This is a genomic window from Streptococcus sp. 2_1_36FAA, from assembly GCF_000161955.2.
Lineage (GTDB): Bacteria > Bacillota > Bacilli > Lactobacillales > Streptococcaceae > Streptococcus > Streptococcus gordonii.
In genome coordinates this window covers 231,579-251,816 of sequence record NZ_KI391975.1, presented here as the reverse complement: position 1 = coordinate 251,816, position 20,238 = coordinate 231,579, and the positions used below count along the sequence as shown (strand labels likewise).

Annotated in this window: 22 protein-coding genes; all 22 read right to left on the bottom strand. The window is 40.4% G+C overall.

The genetic code is table 11. The features are described 5' to 3' along the window. Positions 1-225: 225 nt before the first annotated feature. Positions 226-690, bottom strand: a complete 465-nt coding sequence (locus HMPREF0847_RS06525) for a single-stranded DNA-binding protein (RefSeq protein ID WP_008809719.1) — start codon at positions 688-690, stop codon at positions 226-228. A 15-nt stretch (positions 691-705) separates the two neighbouring features. Beyond that, complete coding sequence (locus HMPREF0847_RS06520) at positions 706-1,599, bottom strand: LPXTG cell wall anchor domain-containing protein (RefSeq protein WP_008809720.1); 894 nt, start codon at positions 1,597-1,599, stop codon at positions 706-708. Positions 1,600-1,619: 20 nt separating this feature from the next. Beyond that, positions 1,620-2,702, bottom strand: a complete 1,083-nt coding sequence (locus HMPREF0847_RS06515; RefSeq protein WP_008809721.1) for a hypothetical protein — start codon at positions 2,700-2,702, stop codon at positions 1,620-1,622. A 17-nt stretch (positions 2,703-2,719) separates the two neighbouring features. Beyond that, the gene (locus tag HMPREF0847_RS06510; protein WP_008809722.1) at positions 2,720-3,067 is read right to left on the bottom strand and encodes a TrbC/VirB2 family protein; all 348 of its coding nucleotides are present in this window, start codon (positions 3,065-3,067) and stop codon (positions 2,720-2,722) included. A 96-nt stretch (positions 3,068-3,163) separates the two neighbouring features. Then, complete coding sequence (locus tag HMPREF0847_RS06505; protein WP_008809723.1) at positions 3,164-4,987, bottom strand: AAA family ATPase; 1,824 nt, start codon at positions 4,985-4,987, stop codon at positions 3,164-3,166. Beyond that, positions 4,981-6,738 (bottom strand): type IA DNA topoisomerase, encoded by a 1,758-nt coding sequence (locus tag HMPREF0847_RS06500; protein ID WP_037622473.1) that lies wholly within the window; start codon positions 6,736-6,738, stop codon positions 4,981-4,983. The genes HMPREF0847_RS06505 and HMPREF0847_RS06500 overlap by 7 nt, the downstream gene beginning before the upstream one ends. A 193-nt stretch (positions 6,739-6,931) precedes the next feature. After that, positions 6,932-11,146, bottom strand: coding sequence for a PBECR4 domain-containing protein (locus tag HMPREF0847_RS06495; RefSeq protein WP_008809725.1), 4,215 nt, complete (start codon positions 11,144-11,146; stop codon positions 6,932-6,934). Between the two features lie 18 nt (positions 11,147-11,164). Beyond that, positions 11,165-11,425, bottom strand: a complete 261-nt coding sequence (locus HMPREF0847_RS06490; protein WP_008809726.1) for a hypothetical protein — start codon at positions 11,423-11,425, stop codon at positions 11,165-11,167. Positions 11,426-11,534: 109 nt separating this feature from the next. Next, positions 11,535-13,901, bottom strand: a complete 2,367-nt coding sequence (gene mobP2, locus HMPREF0847_RS06485) for a MobP2 family relaxase (protein WP_008809727.1) — start codon at positions 13,899-13,901, stop codon at positions 11,535-11,537. A gap of 16 nt (positions 13,902-13,917) precedes the next feature. Further along, on the bottom strand, positions 13,918-14,391 hold the full coding sequence (locus tag HMPREF0847_RS06480; RefSeq protein ID WP_008809728.1) for a hypothetical protein: 474 nt from the start codon (positions 14,389-14,391) through the stop codon (positions 13,918-13,920). Between the two features lie 21 nt (positions 14,392-14,412). Continuing rightward, positions 14,413-15,204, bottom strand: coding sequence for a DNA/RNA non-specific endonuclease (locus HMPREF0847_RS06475; protein ID WP_020992734.1), 792 nt, complete (start codon positions 15,202-15,204; stop codon positions 14,413-14,415). Then, positions 15,204-15,551 carry a hypothetical protein gene (locus tag HMPREF0847_RS06470; protein WP_008809730.1) on the bottom strand — a complete coding sequence of 116 codons (348 nt, stop codon included), beginning with the start codon at positions 15,549-15,551 and terminating at the stop codon, positions 15,204-15,206. The genes HMPREF0847_RS06475 and HMPREF0847_RS06470 overlap by 1 nt, the downstream gene beginning before the upstream one ends. Next, entirely contained in the window at positions 15,544-15,882 is a 339-nt protein-coding gene (locus tag HMPREF0847_RS06465) for a hypothetical protein (protein ID WP_008809731.1), read from the bottom strand. The genes HMPREF0847_RS06470 and HMPREF0847_RS06465 overlap by 8 nt, the downstream gene beginning before the upstream one ends. A gap of 406 nt (positions 15,883-16,288) precedes the next feature. Further along, a complete protein-coding gene (locus HMPREF0847_RS06460) occupies positions 16,289-16,564 on the bottom strand; it encodes a hypothetical protein (RefSeq protein ID WP_008809732.1) in 276 nt (91 codons plus the stop codon). A gap of 118 nt (positions 16,565-16,682) precedes the next feature. Further along, positions 16,683-17,516, bottom strand: a complete 834-nt coding sequence (locus tag HMPREF0847_RS06455; RefSeq protein ID WP_008809733.1) for a hypothetical protein — start codon at positions 17,514-17,516, stop codon at positions 16,683-16,685. A gap of 16 nt (positions 17,517-17,532) precedes the next feature. Beyond that, complete coding sequence (locus tag HMPREF0847_RS06450; protein WP_020992733.1) at positions 17,533-18,546, bottom strand: hypothetical protein; 1,014 nt, start codon at positions 18,544-18,546, stop codon at positions 17,533-17,535. 16 nt (positions 18,547-18,562) lie between these two features. Beyond that, positions 18,563-18,763, bottom strand: a complete 201-nt coding sequence (locus tag HMPREF0847_RS06445; RefSeq protein ID WP_020992732.1) for a hypothetical protein — start codon at positions 18,761-18,763, stop codon at positions 18,563-18,565. Positions 18,764-18,773: 10 nt separating this feature from the next. Further along, entirely contained in the window at positions 18,774-19,001 is a 228-nt protein-coding gene (locus tag HMPREF0847_RS06440) for a hypothetical protein (protein ID WP_020992731.1), read from the bottom strand. Beyond that, positions 18,998-19,438, bottom strand: a complete 441-nt coding sequence (locus HMPREF0847_RS06435; RefSeq protein WP_008809736.1) for a hypothetical protein — start codon at positions 19,436-19,438, stop codon at positions 18,998-19,000. The genes HMPREF0847_RS06440 and HMPREF0847_RS06435 overlap by 4 nt, the downstream gene beginning before the upstream one ends. Further along, positions 19,435-19,851: a hypothetical protein gene (locus tag HMPREF0847_RS06430; RefSeq protein WP_020992730.1), complete on the bottom strand. Its 417-nt coding sequence runs from the start codon at positions 19,849-19,851 to the stop codon at positions 19,435-19,437. Before HMPREF0847_RS06430 ends, HMPREF0847_RS06435 begins: the two co-directional genes overlap by 4 nt. Then, a complete protein-coding gene (locus tag HMPREF0847_RS06425; RefSeq protein WP_008809738.1) occupies positions 19,835-20,023 on the bottom strand; it encodes a hypothetical protein in 189 nt (62 codons plus the stop codon). Before HMPREF0847_RS06425 ends, HMPREF0847_RS06430 begins: the two co-directional genes overlap by 17 nt. A gap of 13 nt (positions 20,024-20,036) precedes the next feature. After that, the gene (locus HMPREF0847_RS11455; RefSeq protein WP_008809739.1) at positions 20,037-20,237 is read right to left on the bottom strand and encodes a hypothetical protein; all 201 of its coding nucleotides are present in this window, start codon (positions 20,235-20,237) and stop codon (positions 20,037-20,039) included. Position 20,238 lies beyond the last annotated feature (1 nt).

Here is a 20,238-nt window from a genome sequence, read left to right as displayed (position 1 = left end):
TTCCCCAAGTAAAAAGGGACGCTCATTAGCGTGCAATTTGTTGTATAACTTTTTGTGTAACTTGTTATTTAATTACTTATTCCATTGTCTGATGAGACAGCGTCTATTCTAGGGATTTTTCATGGATAACTTGTCAGCCTTCTTTCAAACAAAGTGTTAGAATAGCTTTCTCATCATACAATAAAAATAGCACCTGGCTTTTAAAGCCAAGTGCTGCACTGAACTTTAGAAAGGTTCATCAGCATCCATTGGGATAGGGTAAGCTGAACTTCCTTCAGGTTCTTGATGAGTTGGAGCTGGTTCAGACTGGAAAATATTAGTTCCTGGAACTTGAGCTTGACGACGCTTGATCGCCGCATCTTTACTTTCCAAGAAGGTGATCCCGTCAAACTGTGCAGGAGCAATATACTGATAAGAGCGACGTTGACCATCTTTATTGGTATAGCTCCGCTGGACAATCTCTCCCTTCAGCAAAATAGGAGACCCTTTGGAGAGGCTTTTTGCCATCACTTCTGCTTGTTTCCCGTACATTTGAACGTGGAAGAAGCTAGGCATCGGCTTGCGGTTCTCATCCAGGAGACTGGAGTCACACACAAAATCAAATTTGAAGCTGACATTCCCATTAGAAGTTTTACCTACTGCATCTTGAGGAATATCAGAGACACGGCCATCAGCTATAAATGTTTGCATAAGCAATTGTCCTTTCTAGACTTCTTTAGCCTCACGGCATTTCTTCAGGAAGAAAGTACCTACACCCAGCAACAAGCTTCCAAGGACAGTCAATAGACTTCCTTTATCTCCTGTAGATGGAAGAGTGGTCATCTTTCCTACTTGATCTGTAACTGAAATTGTTTTATCTGAATTAACTGTAGCGCCAACTACTTCAGGGGCCACCGTTTGAGTGGAACCATCCGCAGTCGCAATCACGACTTGGCTATTTTGTGTAGAGACAATTTGATAGCCCGTGTTCGTAAAAATTGGTTCAGTTGGAGACACGTTAGAAACAACTTGACCAGTCACCTGGGAAGTTGTTCCTACCTGACTAGCTCCCACGCTGGCAGCTGTTTGAGCAGAAATAGTAGGGTCATTAGTTGGGGTATTGGTATTTGGTGTAATCGTAGCTGTACCGCCGTTAATCGTTGGAACAGTTGTTGGCTCATCCTGACTAGGAGGGGTCACAGGATCTTTTGATTTAGGATCTTCAGCAGTCTGACCTTTTCCATCAGCTGGAAGCGTTTCTGAAGAAGAAGATGTTGTGTTGCCTCCTGGCTTAGTTGGTTCCTCCGTTGATGTTGGAGGGGTATTCGAGTCACTTGGTGTTACCGTACTTGGAGGGGTACTTGGCTGTGACGGTTCAGATGGTAGCTGAACTCCTGGGGTAGTCGTTCCATCGACGGGATTCGTTTGATCTGTTGAAGATGGGGTTTCTGTTGGCTGCGTCACACTCGTACCTCGTTCAGCTGAAGGGGCTGGAACTGTTACTGAAGGACTGGAACTGTTGTCTACTGGAGCGACATTCTCAGCAGCAAATACAGCACCTGCCTGACTCAAAATGATTGTAGAGATGGCTAGACTAGCTAAAAGTTGTTTCTTTTTCATAAGATATGTTCCTCTTTCATTTATTTTTTGGGCTTGAGATAATCTGTTTCTTTCGGTTCTGTTATGACCACAAAGCCGTAAGTACTAGATTTATCTTCTTTGACAGAAAAACTCAAGCGGTGATTTGAAGCTTCTTCACCTTGTTTAACAGATAAGACATAGGTTGCTTGATAGCTTTTCTTTTCAGCATCATACGTGATTTTTTCTAAGATGACAGACTGCAAAGTACCCTCTTTAGGAGTGGTGTACTTAGCATCTCCAGCATCTAGGAACGGGGCCAGAGCTTCCTTATTTCCTGAATAATAGTTTGGCAGGAAATAGCGATTGAATACATCTACCTGGTGTTCAGTAGCTACTAAGTGTTGTTCTTGCTTCAACTCCTGGTAAAGATACTGAAGCTGCTCGTTTTGTTTGGTTAGGCGGCTGATAGATAGCATTGACAAGCTCAAAGCTCCTGCCGTCAACACCCCTATCACTCCCAGCAGGAGATAAACTTTTTTCAGATTTACGGGATGAGGTGTCACCTGTTTTGAAGAAGCCATCGCTTGAGGCTCCCGTGGAGTTGTAAAATAGGAACTTTTTACAGGTTCCATCGCTTCACCTTCAGCTGGAAAGAGAGGGAGGGCCGACTCAGGAATACCTAAGCTTTGCCTATAAATAGGGTACACTTGATTTTCAAAGTATTCCTTTTTATCTGAATGAGTATAATTTCTAAAAGCTTCATTTGTCATAATCGCCTGGATTAATGGGATAAGCAAATTTTGATAGGTTTTGCCAATCACAAAGGGACTGGCAAATACTTCACCTTCGGAAACAGCTTCTTTCCCTTCCAGGTGACAAACGGCTACCTTCTGAAAAGCAAATTCTCCATAGGCTTTTTTCAGTTCCTGAAAGAGTAGCTCTGCCGTCAAAAAACTCACATAAGGAAGAGAGTCTTCAACCGAGATCTGTCCTTCTGGCAGATAGCTATTATCTAACCCTTCAATAATGCCAAGCAGCTCGTTGTCATCCTCAGGAGATTTACCTTCCTCCCAGGTAAGTTCTAAAAACAAGTCATCCGTCATCAAGCATTTTTTGTTTTTTTGAAACGGGCTAAATGCCATAGGTTCTGACTCCTTTCTTAGTTTTTCACAAAGTTAAAGCCCCACTCCACGATACTTGGGCCAGCAGCTACTGCGATAATACCAATGGCAATAGCCACCCAATGTTTTTTGATAGCAGCCTTTATTTCGCGACCGCCCAGACCATAGGCAAGCCCAGTCGCTACAACAGCCAGACCAAAGGTGATAATCCCAATTCCCTGGACCTTTGAAATTCCCTGTTGAGCGAGATTTTGAGTTTTTGCGAATGGATCATCTGCATAGACAGGAGAAGCCAACAGCCCAGTCAAGAAGAGAGATAAGGTCAGAAAAAAAGGTTTTGTTTTTTGCTTAACGGTTTGAAGAGTGTTTGTCAATTTTTGTTTCATGTGAAATCCTCCTTAAAATTATTGACATCTTTAGTGTAAGAGATAATGAAAGTTTTCGCTGTAAAGGGACAAGTCACTGTAAAAGAAGTATTTTTTTCAGCTGAAGAGAACTTCCAGGGGCTCTGTCACATCAAAATGAAGTTGGCGCTGATCGATACGGTGACTGCCATCTGGAGCCTCGCCCTCTACCCAAACATGGATATTGTAAGATTGAGTCGTTTTATTGAGGCCTAGGCTTTTAGCAGAAATAGGAGCCAAGACTTTCCGCTTAATCAAACGTTCCAGTGGACGGGCCCCATTTCTAACATCTGTTCCCACGTCAGATAAATAAGCAATCAAGCTAGAGTCATAGGATAGAGTGAGATTTTGGCGTTTCATCCGCAACGCAATCTCTGATAGATTTTTCTCCGCAATTTCTTCAATAACATCACTTTCCAGCAGATTGAAAATCAGTTTATTTTCAATACGATTTAGATATTCAGGTCGGAACTCTCTCTGGAGTACATTTTCCATACTGCGTTCAAACTGTTGGCGTTCCCGATCTGTCAGATCTTTAAAGTTGCCTTTCAGCTCCGCCTTATCAATGATTTTCTTCGCTCCAACGTTTGTCGTCATAATCACAATCGTATTTTTAAAACTCACAAGGCGGCCTGTGGCATCTGTCAGACGGCCATCATCTAAGACCTGCAAGAAGAGATCTAGCACCTCACCATCCGCCTTTTCAATTTCATCCAGCAATAGCACACAGTAAGGTTTCTGTTTGACTCCTTCAGTCAGCTGGCCCTTTGTCCTGGTTCCTCTATTACCAATCAGTTTGGCCACGTCTTCCTTTTGTTTATATTCAGACATATCAAAGCGCAGCATGGCATCTTCATCATCAAAAAGTGCCTCCGCCACTGCTTTTGATAATTCAGTTTTTCCGACTCCTGTTGGGCCAAGAAAAAGGAAAGATGAAATAGGTTTATTTTCATCCTGAAGCCCTGCTTGAGCAATCGTAACAGCATCTACCACAGCGTCAATAGCTTCATCTTGGCCTTTGACCCGTTTCAATAGCTTTTCTCTAAAGCCAGCTAGGCGTTCATTATCACCTTTTAGAATGGTGGTAATCGGGATCCCCGTCTTATTTTTCAAGACCTGGGCAATTCCTTCTTCAGTGACCAGCTCTTTGTTTTCGGCCGAGGAAATAGTGGCAGCCTCGTCAATCAGATCAAAGGCCTTGTCAGGCAGGAAGCGGTCTGTAATATAACGAACTGAGAGCCTGACTGCCGTTTCTACGGCAGCTCGACTAATTTTGATGCGATGAAAGTCTTCATAGATTACCTTAGCTTGATCAATAATTGTGATCGCTTCAGGAATTGTCGGTTCTTCAACCATAACTTTTTGAACCCGCCGTTCCAAGGCTCGGTCTGTTTCCACGTAGTCGTGAAATTCGTCTAATGTGGTAGCCCCAATTAACTGGAGCTCCCCACGTGCTAGGGCTGGCTTGATAATATTTCCAGCGTCAAGAGACTCCCCGTTTTGGCTTCCCGCCCCAACAATAGTATGAAATTCATCGACAAAAAGGATATTTTGGCCTTTGGTAGCAATCATTTCTTGAATGATGTTTTTAAATTTAGGAATAAAACCACCGTCGTCACCACTCATTAGACTGGAGAGCTCCAAAGAGCGGACAGTTAAGCCTTTTAGATCATTTGGCACCTGATCTCTTAAAATGGCTAAAGCAAGCCCTTCTACAATAGCAGTCTTCCCAACGCCCGCTTCTCCAACCAGAATTGGGTTATTTTTAGTGCGCCTGCGAAGAGAAGTAATGACGTTCTGGATTTCCTCATCTCGTCCGTAAACCTCATAATCTGCTTCTTTTTTAGCAATTTTAGCCGATAAGTTATCCGTGTATTTTTCCAAAAATGGAGTTTTCACCATGTATCAGCCCTCCCTTCTTTGGCCTGCTCAATTTGAATTGTTAATTTATCTTTAATTGCATTTACAAAATCACGGGGATTGATCGCTCCCTCGCCAATCTGGGAGAGAAAAAGTTCCCAGCCTCCTGTCGTTTCAGGATTGGAAAATTCATTATCCCATAGATAGTTAATCAGCAAGTACCCCTTATCTGTCGGAAAGAGCTGATCCGTTTTCTTATCCTTTTTCACGTAACCACGGGATTGAATTGTTTGAATAACTGCTCCACGTGTCGCCTGTGTTCCTAGACCATATTTAGGAAAGACTTGGCCAATCAGATGACTCTCCGTCAATCGTTTAGGCGGCTTTGTAACACCGTCTACAATCGTTATCTGACAAGCTACCGGATCATCCAACCGATAGTTTGGCAACTCTACATCTTTCTTGACAGGCAGATCACTCCATTCTATCCAACCTGGATCTATGGTTATTTTACCTTTCATTTGAAAGACTTGCCCCTTGTTTTCCAGCTGAACCGTTGTCGTCTGATAACGACAGTCAGCCGCAAACATCAAGATAGCTCGTTTGACGACTGCTTCATAAATCAGCCGTTCATCTGGAGAAAGTCTCAGGAGATTAGGAATATTCTCTGTCGGAACAAGGGCGTAGTGACTGCTTTTCGCCACTTTAGCAGGGTCTACATAAAAATCCCTAGGCTCTAAGAAAACAGACTCAAAATGGCAATGAACAGTGTCCTGATAGCTGGACAGATACTGCCTCAAATAATTAAATTCATCTTCAGTAATAAAACGACAATCTGACCGAGGATAGGACAAGTATTTTTTCAAGTACAATCCTTCAACCAGTCTCTCTGTTTTCGTTGCTTCAAACTTCCAACGTCTAGCCGCATAGCTTTGTAGGTCAGAAAGATTGAAGAGTGCTGGAGCAGGCTTTGCCTTCTCTTCAGCTTCAACTGAAGAAACGAGAGCAACATCAGCAAGGCTCCTGGAAAGCTCCAAAACTTCGTCACTATCGGTAAATTTATCCTTATTAGTAAAGATTACCTCATTTTCTTTATCTTCAAGCTGAAGTTTCCAATAGGTCTGTTGGACAAAGTTTCGAATGGCCAGATCATTCTCGCAGATCAGACGAACGACTGGGGTTTGAACACGCCCAACTGATAAACTGTTTCCCTTTGCTTTAGGGAGCATTCCCTGTTTCTGAAGGTTTAGCGTAGCCATTGGGGATAAATTCATCCCTACCAGCCAATCACTTTGTGCTCTAGCTTCAGCTTCTAAATAGAAGCTGTAGGTTTCTTGAGGATCCCTCATATTCTGAAAGGCTCGCTGTAGAGCTCTTGTTGTCATGGAATTGACCCATAGACGCTTTTTAATTTTCGCTTTACCTTCAGGAATATGAGATAAAATGGAATAAGCTATTCTCTCCCCTTCACGGTCAGCGTCCGTCCCTATAATCACTTCATCCGCAGCCGTCACCTCTTCATAAATCCGTTTAAACATTTCTTTAGAGGTAGGGTCTTTTTTGAGATATTGCTTGAAAGAGACATCGACCAAGGGGAGCTTGGCTAAATCCCAATTATCTTTTGGAAGACCATATTCAAACAAGTGACCTTCAGCGGACACTATATGCACTTCACCTGTAAGAAAGGGTGTCTGTTTGATAATATGAACTTTCTTTCTTGTCGTGAAGGTTCCTAGTGCCTCTGCATAATCTAAGGCTTGATTTTCTTTTTCAGCCAGAATAACTGTTAGCATCTTTTTCTCCTTCCTTTGTTTTACTTCTTTAGTGTAAGGGATAATGAAAAAGCTTGCTCTAAGAGGACAAGTCGCTGCAATCAATCTTTTCCAGCTGAGAAAGGCGCCTTTTTTATTGTTCACCAAGTTATATAACTTAGTGTGTATCTTCTTAAATAAGAAAAGGCGCTCCGCATAGGAAGCGCCCTGACTGTTAAGGCTTCAGCCCTTTAGTTGGGCTTTTGGAAAAATTTGGCGATTGCCCTCTTTCTTTGGGAGGTTCATAGGGTTTTGTGTGATGTTCAATATGTTTGACCATTTTTGAGACAGTCTGATGGATCCGTTTCATGGACTCTGTCAGCTGCTTATCATCCAACTGTGTTAGATTTTTTGTCCAGCCAGCCATGTAATCGATGGCTGCCTCGCTGGTGTCTAAGCCAAAATGCTTCGACACCAAGTGACTGGTCATTTCAGCTTCTAGCTCCTTACGAGGAGTTGATACATTTTCCTTGTAATGATTGGTAAATTTTGGATTATGGAGTGTGGCATGCGCCAACTCATGAATAGTTGTAGCAATTTGTTCTCCTGGTAAATTATTAGGGTTCAGAAGAATTTTTTGTTCTCCTGGATAAAAGGCCCCTTTAGCATTTCCTAGCTCATGAACCTCATCCCGTAACAGACGAACTCCTAAAGTCCCTGCATAATCACATAGACCATCTAATACCTCTTTCGTTTTTACTTGGTCAGTGTCAAACTGGTATTGACGATTTGGCATGGCCTTTGGATAACTCTCTGGCTTCAAAGTTGTTTGAGAAAGTTCAAACACCTTGTAAGTGGTGAACTTAGGCAGCCCTGTCTCTTGGTCTCTTTCCTGGAATTGAACCACCTTCAGCTTGCCTTCCTTCAGCAAAGCTTTCTCTTGTAGTGTCGCTTCTGAAATCTTCTTGAATTTCGGATTGCCTTTACTGTTCTTAACCTGGTTTCCCTGGCCATCCAGAACGGGTATCATTCTTGCCATGAGAGGGCGGAACAGAGTAATCTGTGCCTTTTCCCCCGATTTCACAGACAAGCCCTGATGAACAACTTCTTTAGTCTCACCTGTCCGCTTATTGGTGTAGGTGTTTTTGGTCTCAATGACATCTTCAGGTCTAATTCCAAGCGTTTTTCCTAGAGCCTGCCACTGATTATAAGTCGCCACTGCATTGGCTCCTTGCCATTGGTCTTGGATTAGCGCTACGTTTCTTGGAGAGAGTTGAGGAAATTTACTCATAAAATCCATATACTCAGCCAAAGCTTCAGGAGAACGGGTAAACTCTCTGATTTTTTGAAAGGCGATTTCACTCAGTTCATGAGGTGTGACCTGGCTGTAATCAATTTCTCCTGGTGACTCTTTAGCTGGAGCCACTTCTTCAGCATCTGCTTGATTACCTACTAAAATTTCATTCACCCGTTGATCCAGTTGGCCCTTTGTTTCCTGTTTAGAAGAACGAAATTCTCTTTCTTCAGAAAGGGAGGCTGTCAAATCCATTTCTGGACTAGTGAGGGAATTTTGAGGATTGTTAGCCTCATGAGAAATTTCTTGATTAAGAGCCAGATTTTCCAGCTGAGAAAGGACATTCTCATCAATGTTAGCTAGTATTGGTTGACCTTTTAGACGACGATAGCCCAATCCTAGCATTTGTGAAATTGGCTTAGTTTCATCACCAATATTAAATCGAACCCCCTCTTTAATCATCTCTCCCCCTGGAGCATAAATATCAAATTTGATTTTAGAAATATTAGCTTCAGTATTGTTTTTGGTTTCTTGATTAGCCTTGTATAGCTCTCTAGCAAAGTCTTGATAAGAAACTAGGCTATGTTCTTCAAATTGTAATTTAAGATTATTCTCCTGTTCTTCTAACCACTGAAAACGTACATGATAATTATTATTATAAATATCTTCTAGACGCCATTCTTGATAAAAACTAGAGTTTTTGTCAAGCAAACCTAATTCTTCTGCTTTGAGAACAATTGTATTAAAATCTCCTGAAGATACATCTGATAACTCTATATACTTAGCCCAAGCTTCCTTAGCCTCTTCTGGTATAGTCACACCGAGTTCTACAAAGTTGCCTACATTACGTGCGTCATCTAGTACTTGTGTAAAAATAGCTGCATCAATATTTTTTTCAACTGGAGATAATGTGGTTTTTTGTTCTTGACTTGGTTCATTTAAAGAGAACAGTTGATTCTTTAGATTATCTAACATTTCTTCTCCACCATCTGTAACGAACTCTTCATTGATTGATAACTGTTCAATTTGATTATCCCGTTCTCGATAAACACCAAGAATAACCTTTTCATCTAGCGATTTTACATTAGCTGCAAGCTCTCCCTTGAGTTTCATGAGAGAGGCAGGGATTTTTTCACCTTCAGCGTCTTTAAACAGCAACAAGAAATCTTCATCTTTTGCTTTGATAGCTTCGCTCATATTGAGATTGTGTAATTTCTCAACACTGCTCAAATCATCCAGAACAAAGGATTGTGGCTCTAAAATGTCCTGAAGCATTGGAAGAACCTGCAACTTATCCTTAATTGCATTACTGACTAGCATACTGTCATAATGACCTTGACCAGTAGCAAAATCTTCTAAGAAGTCAGCAGCTCCTTTTCCTTCTTCAAAAGGTCTAATCCCTGAAAGATGGATAAAGTTTTCTTTTAGGAAAGTTACCTGAAGAACGTTTTCCTCTCCATTATCCGCATAAACAAAACTGATTTTACTGCCGGCCAGTTCACTTAAATACCAGGACGCTGTACTTTGAATGGACGGCGCATATTGGTTCAAACGTCTTAAATCGGCAGGTGTAATTGGGTGGTAATTCCCCACTCGCCGTTGCACTTTATCATAATTTGTGCTAAAATGAAGGTAGGGATAGGATGATGTCGGGTGACTGGTAACAGTTTGCTCAAAGGTGCTTGTTTCAAGTACAGGTGTGGGACTGCCTTCAGTATTCTGTAAAGACCCCGTGCCACCACTGGTCCTATCAATCAAGCGCTCCTGACTTTGTTCAGGGGCTTTTTCTATGTACTCCAGTATTTGTGCATCTAAACGATCAATCTCTTTTCGGATAGACGTTGAACTATCCGCAAAATAAGCATCCCTTTCCAATATGGTACGTTTTGCGAATAACTTGTCTAAATCAGTCGTTATAAATCGTGACATTTCTTTTTCAAATTGCCATGCCTGTAGTTCATGGTTAATACCTAAATTTTCCCGAATTTTTTCTGCTAATTCATCTTCCCATTTTCCATGTAATTTCCAAACTGGCTCTAATGGATTATTAGAAAAATTTTCATTTTCTACTGTTTCTACTGATAGAGCTGATAAATCAACTAACGGTTGTTCATTCTGAGTTTTCAAGACGTCATTCCAGTCTGTTTTATCTTGTCCTTGCTTTAGTTCAGGCAAATCTACAGTAACAGCTGCTCCTTTAGCTTTCAGTTCCTCAACGAATGTTCTTCCTGCAGTGTCATTATCCACCGCAAGAGTAATCATATCAGTATGTTTCCCATCCGCAAAATACTGACTGTCAATCGCTGTTTGGAGACCCTTAGCTAGTTGTTCAGGCGTCCAATTTAGCGGACGGCCTGATAATTCTGATTGAAGCTGGGCCAGATGACGGCCAATCGTAGCTTCTTTAAGACCATCCATAGATATAAGCCGAACGTCTTGTAAAGTATCCTTATTGATCTCATAATAGGACATTAGATCAATTGGGCTTTCAGCGAAGATGAGCCGATTAGGCTTTCCAATATCCACGTGCAAGCCATCCATTCCATCAGAATTTCTGATAATATTTTTGGCATAGCCACGTCCCGGCCATTTATCCCGATTTTCAAAGATGCCTTGTAGGGTAGCTCCTGTAATTTCGCCTGAAGAAGTCAAGGTTTTAAAAACAACCACAGGCTCCACGCTGTTATTCAGCATCGCATTAGCTTGGGCTAGAACACCTTTTTCTAAAAAGAAGTCAATCGTTTCATCAGAGAGACCACGATTTACTTTTAAATAATTTCTGGCTTCTACAAAGTCCTGCTCGTACGGTTGAAGATGATAACGAAATGGCTCTTTTTCCCTCTCTACAGCGGTAAATTCTTTAAAGGTACCATCATTGAGATAGTCAATCGCTTGATTGAAATTGATCTCTCTAATAGTCTCTATAAGAGCAATCACATCCCCGCCTTGATGACGGGAAAACCAATTCCACTTGTTCTTATCAGGTGAAATCACCAGAGAGTCGTGTTCTTTCCAGCGATAGTCTTTCCCATCTCGTACCAATTCCATATTCAATTCATTAGCGACATCCAGAATATCTCTGGAACGAGCAATTTCTACCCTCTCTCGACGGCTGCGGCCACGATTTCCTTGAGGTTGATGTGTTTCTTCTGGCATAGTAGCTCCTTTCTTATATTAAAAAGGTTCACAAATTGGCTGGAAAGGTTCTTCTTCAGCCTCTAAAAACAGTTCTTTTGGCAGCTGAACAAGCTCCCCGATTGAAAGTTCTTCAAAAACCTTGGGATTGGCCTGATAATCAATCGTCATTTCAAGTTCGGCATTTTTACCTTGACCTTCAAAAAGGACTCGGTGAGTCTCACTATCCAGCGCTTTGACAAGCCAATCAGCTTCAAAGTCAAAGTCTTCTATTGTCACACTTGGAAAACATAACTTCATGATGTTTTCTCCTTTCTTTTGTTCTATTCTTTTAGTCTAAGTAATAATTTAAAAGAGTGCTCTAAATGGACAAGTCAATGTTAAAAAAGCCATTGGCACCCAATGACTTTTAACGACGATTTTCACGGCGTTCTTCCTGTTCTTCTCGCTCATCACTCCTAGCTCTTTCCATAAGGGCTTTTTGACTGCTCCTTTGAGCTTGTTTGAGAGAAGCTGTCAGATTTCTCATAAAGTTAGTATCAACCTTCAGGCTGCCCTGTGTTTGTTGGATGGTGCTGCGTCTGATTTGTTTTTGAGACTGGATTTGTTTTTGTACCGTCTGAAGAAGAGCCTCTTTTTGTCCCTCTTCTTCAGGTCGTAATTTACCATACAATTCTTTCAGTTTCGAAAACTCTTTTGCATTGAATTGTTTATAGGCTTTGATTTGAGCTTCATCCGTGGTTTGAGCTATCTTCTGATTGGTTTTATAAATCCCATGTTTCACCTGGAAAATGGAGATCTGTGTCTCCAACTCTTCCTTGTAATCCTGCTTGGAAATAGGATAACCTTTCAGCAGCATCATTATCCCCTCATCCTGGAGTGGTTTCAATACTTCCAGCTCTGCTTGTAAGTGTCGGATAGGAGTTTGCACAGTGGCCCTATCTGCCTTAGAGATAGGGAGATTGACGCTATCTACAAACTGACGGCTCAGTGATTGTTTGAGCTCTAATTTATCTTTAGACAAGCGATAGTTTGGTGTCAACTGTAGTTCAACTAGCTTAAGTTCTGTGGCCAGCCTTTCTTGTTTTAACTTGAGAAACGGCTGGTCAGACCGTAAAGGCTGCACCTGGTGAAGCAATTTTTGACTGACTAGCAAGGCCTTTTGACGCTCTTCTAACTTACTTAATTTTAGAGCATAGCGAAAAGTTCCCAGCTCCTGCCTTTCTTTCTCCGTCTGATTTTCTTTCTTCTTGGCTGCATCGACAAGCTCCTGGAGTTCAGCTGAAGAAAAGAAAGACAACTCTTTCAAAGACAGTCGTTTGGTCAGGATATTTTCTTCCATCTGTTTGATGTCGTAAACATAGCTGGTCTCAAAGCTCATTTCTCCAATCCCATTTCCATGTTTATCATACTCTTCATAGACTGGCTTTATAATTTCAATCGGCTGCATCCCTTTCTTGGGACTGTAGCCTTTTTTCTCCCAGGCAGCTAAGGACTTTAAGTAGCTGGCTTCTGGAAACTGCTGGAGAATTCGATTTTGGTTGCCTTTGGAAAAATCTGGCAAATTTTTTTCCAGCTGAACGTCTTCAATCTGCGGAGCCACTTCTTTAAAAGAGCGTAGAATACGATTTCCTAGCCGTTCTCTCAATTCCAGTTCCCGTCGATGAAACATACCTTCTAAGTCATAGCCTTTGGCCTGCTTTTCTGATCGCACCGTTTGGCCATTTACCTTTCGGACACGTTCATACTTTTGTTTTTTTCCAGCTGAATAAGCACTATCATAAAGTCCCAAGAAGTTTCTGGTCTCTTCTAGAAACTCCTGGTAAAGTTCTTTCCCTTCATTCTGCAAGTAAGAGTCAATATATTTATCCAGGAAAAATTTACTAACCGCAAAGTCTTTGGCATTCGAGCCATAACGCCAATTTTTTTGGAGCGGCAAATGATTATATGCCTGCTCCAGAAAATTTTTCTCAGCTGAAGAGGTCACCTGTTGATTATGAAAAACTTGATCAACAAGATTGGATTTTAGGTTCGCTAAAATCTGTTCTTTTCGGATGATACGGTTACGGGTCTGATCATTGAGCAACCCATGAAACACATCACTTTTCAATTTTGAAATAGTCTTCTGCGAAAAGTTGCCTTTGTATTCCATCCGCCCTCTTGGTTGATAAAAGATTTTTTCACGGGCACTTTGAAGTTCAGACAAGCCAAAATGGACGTGAATATTCTCCGTATTCAAGTGAATGTTGGCCCACCAAAAGGAAGAGTCTGACAACCCTTCTTTAGCAATCACTTTCGGCAAAGCATCTCTGATCACTGTTTTGATAGCTTGCTGGTCAACCTGCCCCGTCGCAATATCGTATAGGCCTTGTTGGGCCAAAAAGGCATTATCAAAAGAGATTACTCCCTGCCAAAGAAGGGAGCCGTTTTGATAAGCCGTTTCAAGATTTTCCTTTAACTCATTGACCTTGCTTCTTTGAAGATAATTCGCATCCGCTGTAAAGATAGCCGTTAGCTCCTCTGTTTGATTTTCCGTCGCATAAGAACGGTTCATATAACTCAGGTAGTCTCTAAAATTGAGATTGAGTTCAGGAACCGCTGACTGCATGGCCAAAACTTGTTCTTCAGTCAATCCTTCGATTTCTTGACGATGAGTTTCAAGAGCTAATTCTTGATCCTGTTTGACTGCTTCAGAACGGTTTGTGTAATCTACAAATCCGCTATTTGCCTCCGTGTACTGCAACATAAATGTCACGGCTGGACTGTTCATTTCCATAGGCATTTACAGCTCCTTAATGAGAATGTTTGATGGTTTGACCCCTGGCCACATCTTCTTGAATGACATCATCAATTCTGGCCATTAGTTCGTGCTGGTTAGGATCCATCCGTGAGTGAATAGACTCTAAATCCTGCACATCAAATTCTTGCCCTTTGGTAATAGCATGAAAATTAGTCAGCTCCAAATACTGCAATCTATTGAGCTGATTTTTCATCACTTTCAGATCCTGCTCTATATTTTCCAGCTGGTTATTTTTGACCCCTTGAAGCTCAGCTAAACGTTGGATATAAGGCCGAGGGCGATCAATATCAAGGAACAATTTATAGAAAGCATCCAGGGCTAATTGAATTGTTTCTGACTTATTCAAGTCTGGCCCGTGTGGGGATCCCTGGTCTTGTAAATAATCAATAATCGCTGTAAATTTTTCAGCACCTTCATCTCCTAGGTATAGGCTAAACCGACGGATATTTGATTTTTTTCTTGGCATGAGTTCTCCTTTTTTGGTTCATCAAGGGGCAACTTTTTGAGAGTCCCCGGTTAAATAATTGAGTTCATATCCTGGCTGGATATTGAAAATATACACGTCAAAAGAGATGGTATCATCTTCTACACTTTGGGCCTCCAAGCGGATGCCCCGGCACACCAATTCCACATTTTTAAAAATTGGTGTAACCCTGTAGCGGACATGATGACCTGTTTCTTTGATATAGTCTGAGATAAGATTTTCATAGTAGAGCATAGAAGATTTTTCATCTTCAAAGTTTGCATTCAGAGCCCGTGTCCCTGTGAAGAGATTTTGCGGATTATCTCCACCACTCAACCGAAAAGCAATTAAGTGGGAACGATTGTAGAGGTAATCCGACTGACCGTTAAAATCAATCTTCTTGTTTTTCCAACCAGTCGGTGTGACGGTTGAAATATCTTCTCGCTCTTTTTTAGGCAGTAGGTCTTGACCTAACATGGCTTCAGCCACTCCTACACGATTGAGCAGATCAAGACTGGAAAATTTTTTCCAGGTGCCTTTTTCCAAATTCAATTCTTCACTCATAAATTGAGCTTTAGAATGAACTTCGATGACTTGATTTTTTCCATCATAGATTTGTGATTTCAGTTCACTATTTTTAGAATGATAGGTGGATGAAATATCAGAATTTTTTTCTCCAGGTGAACCAGTGATATTGAGCTGACTTTTCAAATCATTTTGTGTAAAAATTGAGACGATCGCTTGAAAATTTTGAGGCTGTACCAGAAGGATGGCTAGAAAAATTATAGCGACAAAAACAAATTTATTTTTCTTCATCAGTGATCACCTGCCTGTCGTTCAGAAGTCACTGCTTTTTCGTCATTCATAAAGCTAAGCCAATCAATCGTCAGCTGTTCTACCAGTTCTTGTTTTGCACCATATCCTGATAATTTGATTTCATTCTTCAACAGCAACTCTAAAATCTGGCTCTGTTGCTTTTTAATTTCAGCTAAAGTTTCAGCGAAACGATTTTCATATAAATCTAGTCCGTCGTTCATCACGACAGACTCACATTGTGAGAGCATAAATTCATTGAATGATGAATACTGATATTTGTCCGCTATGGTGTGCAGCTGCTCAAACGTATGATCTGGAATGTTTCTGATTTTGATTTCCTTAGTCATCTCTTTCCACCTCCCCCTCGTATTCCAACCAGCGGGAAATATGATCAGCGTAACGGGCCATCTTCGTTTCAAAATCTTGTAAAATGTCGGATTGTTTTTCTGTCAAAAGTAAAACGTGGTCAGACGTCAGTTTGATATTTTCAAGATGGGAGACGTATAAATCTTCTGCCCGATTGAATTTTCCTTTTTCGATTTTTTCACGGCACATCCGCAGCAAAAATTCATTAAATGATTTTGCCTTGGTATCTTTCGCAAGAGCTTTTAGATAATTCACCTCTTGGTGAGAAAGTCCTCGGATTTTGATTTCAACAATTTGATTTTTGGTCGGCATTTCATCTCTCCTTTCTTCAAAAAATGAGCGCCCTTCTTTTTTCTTTTTACGAGGAAAAAGCAAAAAGAAGCAAAAAAGAAAACCCGAACCTCGCAACGTCACGAACCGAAACGGTTCTACTTTTGCGGTTTTTCAGCACACCAGCGCCCACCTGCAAGGCTAAGGCCTTTTAGGGTCTCAGTGCTTGAAAAGAGCATAAGAGAAACTGTCCCCACATCCCGTGGGGAGTTGATAGTATCAACGTTTCCCTTGTCCCCAATTTTCTCGGCTACGCCTACCTAAGCACACCACTATAACACACCTATACTTACTCTTTTTTCTAATCAGCATACTTTTAGCCACTGAACTTTTAAGAGCAAAATCAGGTTATTTAGTGCTCATTCAGCTGGAGAAAATCGGTCTGTTTTTAAGAAACCTGTTCACTTTCTTCAGTAGCTTTTTGAGTAGTTTGACGACGTTCTTTTTCTTCTTCTTTGAGAAGAGCGAGTTCTGTTTTTAGGTCATCATGAATTTGTTCATACGACAAATTTTTATCTTTTTTGAGCTGCACCTGGACGTACAATTTACCAATATTTTTTTGAAGCTTTTCTTCTGCTTCCTTACGAACCGACTCCAAAGCAGCAACTTTTTTCTTTGCTTCTTCCAATTCTAAATCAATTTTTTTAAGATCTTTTTTTGCCATCTTATAGCCTCCTTTTTAAAATTAAAATCAGTATAAGGGATAATTTTTTTTTGTGCTGTAAAGGGACAAGTCACCGCAAAAAGAAAACTCCCTAATATAAAATTAGGGAGAACCAATTTTAGGAAAATTGCTTCTGAAATCCTTCAACTTCTATTGTAAAAGCAGCTCTTCGACTAAGTTTAAATTTAATCAGTGTATGACCAAAATCTTCTTTTATTCCAAAAGGATAAATTCTAAAAACAGGATAATAAATGGTATCATAATCACCGAAAGTACGCTCTTTTTCTTTTTCAAATTGAACTACACTATAGCGAATAGCTGTATGCACTTCTCTGTTTAAATAGCTTAATTCGACAAACTCTTGATAAGGTTGTTTAATCACATTTTGGTTAATCATTTTCATCCGTTTGTCAGCTTCTTTTTCATCAGCATCCGTATAAAGATTACATTCAGGCGGCAGATGATCTGTTAGCTTTCGAATACCTAAATACTCTTTATTAATAACATTTTTGAAGAGATAGCGCTTAAATAATATCGGCTGAATAAAAATTACAAGAGTTGCAAGAGCAAGACTAATTAGCCAAAATGTAAGAAGACGATTAACCATAGATTCTGTTAAAACATGTTGCTTAATATAATCATTTCCTTCTAGGAAAAATAGAAAGATTAAAACAAAATTGAAAGTCGTCTTCATACATCTCAACTCTCTTGAGGAGAGCGTATAAATGACATCTATTAAGCACTTGAGCATGACTAAGGAAATCAAAACTTTCACAGTAAATAGTTGTATATCCCGTGGCATATAATACGTCAGCAAGCCGAGTAAAACAGCTGAGAAAATATAAAATTGACCCTTAATCAAGAATTTTACAAGCCAATTCAAACCACAAAACAGTGATAATTTGAGTCCATTTTTATTTAGTTCTTTCCATTTTTGAGTGTGTTTTTTCATGATATCTTTCCTTTCACTATTTCATTTCCACCGTTTCAATCGGATTAGAAAATTCAAATGTACCATCTTTCACGGCTGCTTTTTTCTTGTTTAAGGTCTCAATCTTACCTTTTAGTTTTTCGATATTTTCTGTCGCTGTTTCAATCGAACGGTTCTTGGTTTCGATGTTACTATCAATGACAGAAATATCTTTTTGGTTGGCTTCCAAGTCATCACCTGTAAGATATTTTGCTTCAGTATTCAATCCATTTTTGCGAGACTCATCATCTTCAATAGAGGTTTTCAGCTTAGAAATGGACTCATTCAATTTTTTGATTTGTCCTTCCTGATAGGTGATTTCAGCCTCGATTTCAGTCAGTGTAAACTCTTCACGAGACACCGCATCGATTGTCTTTTGTTTGAGATTTTTATTTTGAGTTGTTACAAAGAATTGAACTGTTCTTTCTGCTTCCTCCTCTTTCGGGGACAAGGTTTTTGAAGTGGAACTATCGTCACTGGATGGCGATGTAATGTCAATATCAACTGAACTAGTTGAGACAGTTGTATTGATGACATCAATCGCAAAAGCGCCAAAATCTTCAGGTACTCCACGGATAATCACTGAGATTTTATTATCCACGATTGGGACAACTTCCATGCTCGTTTTAGCTGATTTATTTTGTGAGTAAAGCTTCCATTTTAAGCGCTTGGCATCAATTCCACGGTCAACAGATGAAGTCGCATCCCTAGTCTCAAACTGAAGAACAATGATACCTGTTTTGGGAGAATAGGTCTGACTGGTCAGCTTAATTTCTCCAGTTCCATTGACAAATGTTTGCTTGGTTTTAAGCTGATCATCTGTGTAGGTTTGGCGTTCTGGAGAATAGAGTGCTCCAGCCAAAAGACTGATCCAGGCCGCAAATAAAACGGAAAAAATGACTAATTTTCGTTTGATCACATTCTCCTGAAACCAGTTTTTAACGGCCAGAAATGGTTTTACAACGGTGCTGGATTTTGCATTTTCCATCCAGCGTTTTAATGTTTCTATCATGTCTAACAAATCCTTTCTAATTTTCTTTTCCCCACTTCACCTGACTATTAGGCCAGAACATTTTCAACAACATCATCAAGACGACAGACGCTCTCATTTGCTTTTTCTCATTCTCATATTTATCTCTGATTGTCACAGAACAAATAGGAAGAAACCAAGTGCATAGCAAGCTAGCCAAGATGACAAAATGACTAATAAAATTCGATAAGTTATTCATGGGAAACCTCCTAGATACAAGACATTTTTTCTGGTGCAAGTTCGAGAGTTAGCCACAAAGCCTCACTCTCTGAGATATAGGTAAGGCTGCCGCCCTCGTCATGGAACCGGAGAAGATAGTAAGGATCTTCTCCAACATGTCTGCCTAAAGCAACCACACTTTCAGGCGTCTTAGCACGCCACAATTCATTATCAAAACGAAACAATGCTTCTGTTTTTTTCTTTACCTTTTTAGTCATTTCATTGCCTCCTTGATAGCAGACTCATCAACATTAATTTCACCTTTACTAGCCTTAGTTGCATAGAGAGAAAGCTGCTGTTTTCCATCTCTCAACTTGACAATAGTCGCCGCTTTTTTTACTTGGTATTTCTTTACTAAGGCCTGCCCGTTTTCAGACTCAACATTGATATAAAAAGTCGGATAAGCACTCTTTTCAGCAGCAGAAATAACCGCCTGTTTTCCTGCCTGGCAATAGGGGCAGCCTGACTTGTAAAAGACCAGGTTCACATTCTGATCAACTACCGCAGCTGTATATTCGTTTTGGGTCAGATGGCTGTCATAATCTTTGAAAACAACCTCTTGCCAAACTGTCTTTACTCCAATAGCAGCAAAACTCAAAAGCATGATAAAAAGAACAATGCCAAAACCCAATTTGATTGCTTTCAAATCTTTCATAGAGAGTCCTCCTTGTCCAGAAAATCAAAGAGATTGCCCTGGATCACTTGGAGTTTAGCCAGCCGTTTCATGTCTTGCTTTAGCTCCTGAAAGCTGGTCATAATCTTATTAAAAACAAGCGGATCAAAATCATCATAAATCGCCACAATCGGCAACATAGGCAGATGATCTTTCTTCTCACTATGGAGAAATTCATTGACCTGTCTTTCAGCTACAATGACCCCATCAACTCGTACCAAAGCTGGTAAACTTGTGATAGTTTCTCCATTTTGATAAAAGGTCAGGGCTACATCTCCAGGAGCAATCGTTTCAAAGTCTGCATCGCTTTCAGACACTTTGAAGTAATAAGCTGAGGGCTCTTGTCCTAGTCCTGTCAGATAAGTCCCTCGTACAATCTTAAACGTTTTTGTCATCTTCCCTCTCCTCCTCGTCATCAAACTTAAACATCACCATTTTATTTCTTGATGACATCTCCATTTCAATTTGTTTCCATTCTCGCTTGGTCTTTGTCGTTTTCCATAATGGAATAATATCAAACAGATAAAGTCTTCCAGTATAAAGAACATCATCTTCATTTTTCACCATTAAAACCTCCCTTCTAACAAACCTTATGAAATCTAAATGGAGCCTGATAGTAATTCGGATACTGAATAATTCTCTTTGTCCTCGTTACTGGTACGGGTTTGTGATACCATTTTTGAAGATATTGAGAAGCCATCCCCTGAGTCTCAAAAACTAGAAGGTTCTTCTTCTCATCACGCAGATAATCTCCAATCTCAAAACTAAAAATAGCAATCATT